The organism is Neolewinella aurantiaca, assembly GCF_008014675.1.
Lineage (GTDB): Bacteria > Bacteroidota > Bacteroidia > Chitinophagales > Saprospiraceae > Neolewinella > Neolewinella aurantiaca.
Map to the genome: position 1 here is coordinate 175,872 of NZ_VOXD01000008.1, position 6,649 is coordinate 182,520.

Here is a 6,649-nt window from a genome sequence, read left to right on the forward strand (position 1 = left end):
TGGAATCCGGTTTCCGAAACCTGAAATGGAAAAAAACGCGTCGGGGTTTGGTGCGCTGCTTTCCTGGTTTTCGCCCTGCCGGGGCCGGAACGAGAGGGATTCTGTACGCTGCGTTCTGAACGCTACACCTGGAGCGCTGAGCAAATATTCAGCACCCCGGTCCGGCTTGCCTGAGAAGTTAAAGGCCGCCGGCGGGCAAGGTTAGTGCGATGGCACGATGACGACAGTGTGCACTAAACGCGATTCACCCGCGCTGGTGCTCACTTCAACAAAATAATGCCCAGGTTGGAGTTGGCTGGCGTTGATTTCCAGAATTCGCATGCCGTAGCCGTGGGTCTGCTGCAGGATTTGCCCTTGCTGGTTGAAAATCCGGACGCTCCCGATCTTTTCCCCGAGGGCATCCACTACCAGGTAGTCGGTAGCGGGATTGGGGTAAAGGAGCAGATCGGTTCCGTTGCTGAAAGAGGTCGTGCTGGTGGTGCAGGTTCCGCAGGCGGTGGTGCCGCAATCGATACCGGTTTCATCGCCGTTCATGATGTGGTCGCGGCAAGACCAGCCGGAGCGAATTACGGACGCTTCAGCCTCCAGGTCGTTCATCGTTGCTTGTTCGGAGGCAGACAGTCCGGCGTTGAGGAGGTTTTCGAGCTCAAGGGAGTCAGTGGCGAGGTCGTAAAACTCCTGAACGTCGTCGTCGAAATTGATCAATTTATAGCGATCATCACGGATCGCCCACCCGGAGTGCCTCGCCTCCTCGTTTTGCACTTCGACGTAGTTGTAATCCCGGACAGGCCGGGCTTCTGCTTCATCGGAAAGCAGATGGTGAAAACTAAGGCTGTTGAAAACTCCGCCCTGCACCTGCGACCCCGCCGCTTCCAGAATGGTTGCGTGAATGTCCGTCACGTGAACCAATGCATCCTCTCGTTCTCCGGTTCGGGTAACTCCTTTACCCGATACGATCAAAGGAACCCGGACGCCCCCCTGATAAAGCGTGCCCTTGCCGTGGCCGCCGGGATAATCCTGAAGGATGTTGTTGGGCGTGCCGTTATCGCCGACGAAAATGATAAGGGTGTTTTCTGCTACTTCAGGCTCCAGAGAACTCAGCATGCGGCCAACTTCAAAATCCAGCGCTTCGATCATCGCGATGTACTTCCTGAGATTGCTGGTGGGGTTTTCCACGGTATACATCCCCTCCGGGGGGACGTGGTACGGGCTGTGCGGCGCAGCGTGCGCCAACCACAGAAACCAGGGTTGGGTCTGTTCGTTGATCCAGCCAAGTGCCGCATCGGTCAGGGCCGTGGTAACGTATTCATCCGACTGGGTAGTTTCACCATTTTGGACCCTGTTCCATGCAGTATATTCATCTGGTGCTCCCCTGAGAAAACCATCGAAAATATCCGGCCCGTAATTAAGCGGATCATTAACCCTGAGCGGAAAGGTCAGGTGCCATTTCCCGATGAGGGCATCGGCATAAGCGCCATTGGTGGCTGCGGCCAGGCTTTTGAAAAGGGTTTGTTCCGTGTCGGCCAGGTCTCCCGGTACGCTGAGAACACCGTTCTTGACGCCGTACTGTCCGCTCATGATGGCCGCCCGGGTAGGCGAGCAAACGGGTGAAGCCGTGGCGTTGGTAAAGGTGATACCTGCGGACCGCAGGCTGTCCAGAACCGGCGTCGATGCTTTGAGGCCTGCTTCATGGTAGCCGTTCAGAGGATCGACCCCCAGGTCGTCTGCAATGACGAGCAGGATATTGGGTTGAGACTGCGCACTGAGCATACCCGTGGCGAAAAAGAGGAGGGAAAAAACTCTGGTCATGAACAGGGGGATGATTAGGGAAGTCAGCGCAGGTAGCCATAATACCGGCGAGGCTACCTGCTAAGTGCTGAACATTATTCTACAATTACCTTACGGGTAACTTCTGAGTCTGCCGATGAAATCCGGACGAAGTAAACACCGCGGTAAAACGTTTGGGTGTCGAAGTAAGCAATTGTCTGACCGGAACGGATGAACTTTTCGCGAACCAGCTTACCGTCGGCGTTGATCAGTTGAACGGTAAAGTCGTGGTCAACCAGCCCGGGCAGTTGCACCGCGATGAGATCGGCGGCGGGGTTGGGGAATACGGTGATGTTGGCATCGTCGGCGAAGCCACTTACCGAAGTGGTACCGTTATAAACAGTGGTGGTTTCGTTGACCGAGTTAACGCTGCGGTTTTCGTACTCTCCGGCGAAGGTAGGGCCAACGGCGTAGGGGTAGGCCGAAACCCAGTTTTCGTCTACGGTGGCAAAGTAAGCGTAGGTTCCGTCGGGGTACTCAGGGGTTACGCAAAAGCGGCCGTTGTGCTCGTCCAGGTAATCCTGATCGGCGGCGGCGGGGGCATTGTAAGCGTAATCTTCCCGGAAGTAGCCGAGGAAATAGGTGTCGCTGACGGGCGGGCCGTCGGATACGTCCGTTCCGTCGGCATGCTCGGTGCGTTCGGTGATGTCGCGCAGGGTGTAGCTTGATTTTATGCGAACGATCCCACCGGTTCCGTCGCTGTTTTTGTAGCCATAAGCGCCGTAGATCGGATAACCGTCGTACGCAAACCCGATGAGTGGAGAGTGTCGGGTGCTGTCGATAGCGTAGAGACCTTCGGCGTCGTAGAGGTTGCAGATGGTGGAGGTCACTTCCAGGTCGAGCTTGAAGGCGGAAGGGTTTTGGTGATGGTGGTAGTTGCCCATTGCCGGGTGGCCCTTGGAGCAATCGAAGCCTTCCCGTTCGGCGGGGATGGCATCGCGGTTCCAGTCCTGTTGTGCTACTGGCCCGCCGGGGCAGGGAGGGTTGCCAGGGCCGCCACAGATCGTGTTGGTGTTGGGGTTCCAGGCAACTCCATCCCGGTAATCGAAGAGGGCGACTCCGTTGATAAAAATACCGATGTTACCGCCTACCGTTGCGTCGGGTGTGCCGGTATTCTGTACGGGATTCAGGGGGATTTTATAGATGCCGTCTTGGTTGGTTGCCTGCGAGGGATTACCATCTGGGAAAGGGCCGGTGGGGTAGGCGGGCACCCCCGTTGCGGAGACGTACACAAAGTCGTCGGAGTATTCCACCTTCTGGCAGTTTACCAGGATGTCGTTTTCAATCAGCGTTGGGTTTCCTTCAACGTAGTAAGTCCCGGTCTCCGAATTGTTTTGTAGCCAACTGGTGATTGCCGGGCTTAGCTGGGCGCGGCCGCTGGTGCAAAGGAAAGTTAAAAGAAGCAGTGTAATAAGTGGGCGCATATGGTTTTTTTCTCTTTGACTACCGATCACTGGCAATCCTTCGGGCCGGTACACCCAATACCGGTTCACGTCTCAGGCGGTAGTTTTTCCGTCAGAGCGATTACCGGGGGAATCCGTGCTTACGATTGAAGACAAAGTCGGGGTCGTCCAGCGTAAGCAGGAATGCAATCAGATCCGATTGATCATTGGACGACAGCGGAAACGGATTGTCAAGTTGGTTGGCGTAGTTTTTCAGGACATCCCTCAGTTTGCGGAACCGCCCGTCGTGCATATAGGGGTGCGTATAGCTCAGGTTCCTCAGGCTGGGTACCTTGAAGCGGAGACTGTCGGAAGGCAGGGTCGTAATCATCATTCGGCCGAAGTCGTTCAGCGTGGTATCCACTTCCAGGCCGCTGTGCTCGAACTGATTATTGGTAAAGATGGGTTCGGTGTGGCAGCTGTTGCAGTTTTCTTTAAATAAAGAATAGCCTTTGGCCTCCTGCACGGTGAAGGTGTCTTTGCCCGTTCTGACCCGGTCGTATTTTGCTCCGGCGGAGACGAGGGTGAGTTGAAACTGCGCCAGAGCCTTGAGCATCCGCTCTCCGGTCACGAGGCTGTCGCCGAAGGCGAGGGCAAAGCGGGCGGGGTAAAGCGGATGGTCATTGAGGCGGCCGACGGCTTCGTTGATGCTGCTGCCCATCTCATCGGGATGGCTGAGTGGCGCGAGCGCCTGCAGGTCGAGATGATGGTGGGCACCATCGCGGTGGAAACTCGTACTCCACGCGAGGTTGAACAGCGCTGGTGCATTCCGCGTCCCGATTCGGTCGTGGATGCCGTGGCTCAGGTCATGATCAGTATGGGCGAAAGCACTGTACGGCGAGTGACAACTTGCGCAGGAAACGGTGGTGTCGGCCGAAAGAATTTCATCGTAGAACAAGCGTCGGCCCAGTTCAATTCCCGCAGAATCCAGTGGGTTCGTGGAGAAATCATATGCTGGTGGCGGGAAGTAGTCCGGATATTCAAATTCGAAAACCTCTCTGGCGGCTACCGCCAGACTGGTGAGGACGACGAGCAACAACAGCGGCCAGTACAGGAGCCGGATTCGGGGAGGATCAGTAAAATAGCTCTTCATCACGAGCAGTTTGGTGATCGTGGTCCGGAGGTGAAGGCAGCCGGGTAGACTATTCTTTGGCGTAGGCACCCCGCAGGCAGTTGATGAAATTGTTCGCGCCGGGCTTGTCGGCGTGGTAGTGGTAGCCGCGGATTTCGTCGTAATGGCCGCCGCACTCATCGAGGTCAGTAGCTTCCTTTCCGTTGGCGTCGAGGTGGGCGTAGATGGCGTATCCGTCCATGGCGTAACCGATCATGGGGGCGTGGCCATCGGGCTGTTCTATTTGGGTGCTCACGCCGGTAGCGGCGTGGTAGTGGTAGCCGGCATGGAGGTTGATGTGCCCCCCGGCATCGTCGAAAGGCGCAAGGGTGTAAGCGCCAAGGATGGCGTGGGTTGGGGCCGCTGCGTCGAACCGGATACCGTTGAAGGCGACACCACGCACACTAACACCGCCAAAGGGCCCACGTGCGAACTCGTTGGTTCGCTTACTTTGAACCGGAGTAGCGGGGATGAGGTAGGTTTGTTCGATATCGGTGAGGTAAGAGGGGAGACATTCGACGCAGAAGTTTTTGTATTCTTCTCCTACATTGGGGTTAGCGGCATTGGCACAGTCCTCTTTTGTCTTGGTGATGAATATGTCGCCGTTGGCATCGTACATTTTCCAGGTATCGTCTTTGTAGAAGGCCGCCATGTTTTCGATGAAGGCTCCGTCTACATCGTAGACTTCACCACCTTCGAGCCAGATGCCTCCGGCCTCGGCACCGTCGCTGATGTTTTCGGGGCACCAGGGCCCCATCTGGTGGTCCGAAGGATTGGAAGCGGATACAATTTTGTAGCATTCTGCTTTGGTTCCGTCGGAAAGGGTGCAGGCAACGGTGGATACGGGCTCGACCAGGCTGGCCTTGAGAAACAAGGCCGGGTCTACCTCGATGGTTACTTCGCCGTCGATGACGGCGGTTGGTGTTCCTGAGGTGCAAGCGAAAAAGCTGAAAGCGCCGGCGGCCAGAAGGAGGGAGGCGGAAATGTAGGATAGTTTCATCGGAGTGGTTTGTAGCTGTATGACCTCGCTTTCAGGAAAATCCTTTAACCGGATAGCAGAAAAGTAGGTTGATCACCAACCCCGTTTCTCTTTTGCTTCCTGGTAGTTCTCTGCTTTCTCGGGGGTGTTGCAGTAGTGAATCAGTAATTCGTTGGCCTGGTGGCAGAGTCGGAGTAATTTTTCTTCGGCGGTGTACTGGTCCTCCTGGAGGTTCCGCAGCGAAATCTGGAGAGCATTGAGAACCTTCAGTTCTTCAACGGTAGCAAAATCGCGCATGTTCGCGTGGGGATCTACGATACCGGTTTTGGTCCGCCACTCGCGGGCGGTCATGTTCCACATGGCGATGTTGAGGATGTCGGCCTCGGTGGCACCAAAATGCCGCCGGACCATGATGTCGGCTTTGTCCGGTAAACTATGTTTGATGCCATGAACGACAAGGTTATAGGATTCGGACGCGTTTTCGCGGGCTATTTCCTTGACGAAACGCTGGTGCAATCTTCCCCGGCCGTATAGTGAATCGGACTGTTTCCGGAGTGCGCTGATGGTTTTTACGTAGAAGAACGGATCGAGCCAGTTGGCGAAATGGATGGTCCAGTCTACGTTGCAATAGGTACCGCCCCAGCGGCCTTTCTTCACGAAGATACCGGAAGCACCGGCGTCGGCGAGTTGCTTTGCGCTGATTCTGAAGCTGTTATTTCCTGACTCGCGTCTAAAGGTGTCGAATTCGACACCTTTAAAACCGGGATTGTGTTCCATCTCCCAGGCACGGAAGAAAAGGATAGAAGTTGAAGCCCTTAGCCAGTTGGCGACATGCACCTTACCCGCGCCATCTTTGAGGTTGCCAATATCTGTGATACAGATGTACCCCGTTTCGCTGTCGACACGGATATCGGAATCGAGGATTTTGACTACAGATTTGCTGGGAGGAGGCATAACCTTTTGGTTGAGGATTGAACGACAGAGAGCGGAACAGGAGCTTTGTTCCAGCTGCTGCTTTGTGTACTGAGTACAAAGGTAAAGAAGGATCGGTAAGCGTAGTTTGTGGGAAAGGGGTAGTGTGTATCACGAGATGCACAGAATCTCCCTCTCCCCCGGCCCCCAGGGCTAACGCATACTATCTAGAAAAACTTTATCACGGGCCTTATAGGACCACATCGCTCGCATTCGTTTATGCTTAACACCAGCTTTACTGGGTCCATCAGCGTGTAAATTGATACTCATTTTCCGGATTAAACTACAATTGGATGCCAGATTTGCTGTCCGCGCTCT

5 protein-coding genes are annotated in these 6,649 nt (G+C 55.3%); all 5 read right to left on the minus strand.

The genetic code is table 11. The annotated features are described in order from the left end of the window. Positions 1–201: 201 nt before the first annotated feature. On the minus strand, positions 202–1,809 hold the full coding sequence (locus FUA23_RS07320) for a sulfatase-like hydrolase/transferase (protein WP_147930079.1): 1,608 nt from the start codon (positions 1,807–1,809) through the stop codon (positions 202–204). Positions 1,810–1,883: 74 nt separating this feature from the next. Continuing rightward, on the minus strand, positions 1,884–3,251 hold the full coding sequence (locus FUA23_RS07325) for a YHYH protein (protein ID WP_147930080.1): 1,368 nt from the start codon (positions 3,249–3,251) through the stop codon (positions 1,884–1,886). A 100-nt stretch (positions 3,252–3,351) separates the two neighbouring features. Next, positions 3,352–4,362, minus strand: a complete 1,011-nt coding sequence (locus FUA23_RS07330) for a cytochrome-c peroxidase (protein ID WP_147930081.1) — start codon at positions 4,360–4,362, stop codon at positions 3,352–3,354. A gap of 49 nt (positions 4,363–4,411) precedes the next feature. Further along, positions 4,412–5,380 carry a YHYH protein gene (locus tag FUA23_RS07335; RefSeq protein WP_147930082.1) on the minus strand — a complete coding sequence of 323 codons (969 nt, stop codon included), beginning with the start codon at positions 5,378–5,380 and terminating at the stop codon, positions 4,412–4,414. Positions 5,381–5,452: 72 nt separating this feature from the next. Beyond that, entirely contained in the window at positions 5,453–6,313 is an 861-nt protein-coding gene (locus tag FUA23_RS07340; protein ID WP_147930083.1) for a KilA-N domain-containing protein, read from the minus strand. Positions 6,314–6,649: the final 336 nt, after the last annotated feature.

Bases quoted from the DNA above. Each gene is read 5' to 3' on its own strand.
- FUA23_RS07320 (WP_147930079.1), bottom strand. From the start codon at position 1,809: ATGACCAGAGTTTTTTCCCTCCTCTTTTTCGCCACGGGTATGCTCAGT.
- FUA23_RS07325 (WP_147930080.1), bottom strand. From the start codon at position 3,251: ATGCGCCCACTTATTACACTGCTTCTTTTAACTTTCCTTTGCACCAGC.
- FUA23_RS07330 (WP_147930081.1), bottom strand. From the start codon at position 4,362: ATGAAGAGCTATTTTACTGATCCTCCCCGAATCCGGCTCCTGTACTGG.
- FUA23_RS07335 (WP_147930082.1), bottom strand. From the start codon at position 5,380: ATGAAACTATCCTACATTTCCGCCTCCCTCCTTCTGGCCGCCGGCGCT.
- FUA23_RS07340 (WP_147930083.1), bottom strand. From the start codon at position 6,313: ATGCCTCCTCCCAGCAAATCTGTAGTCAAAATCCTCGATTCCGATATC.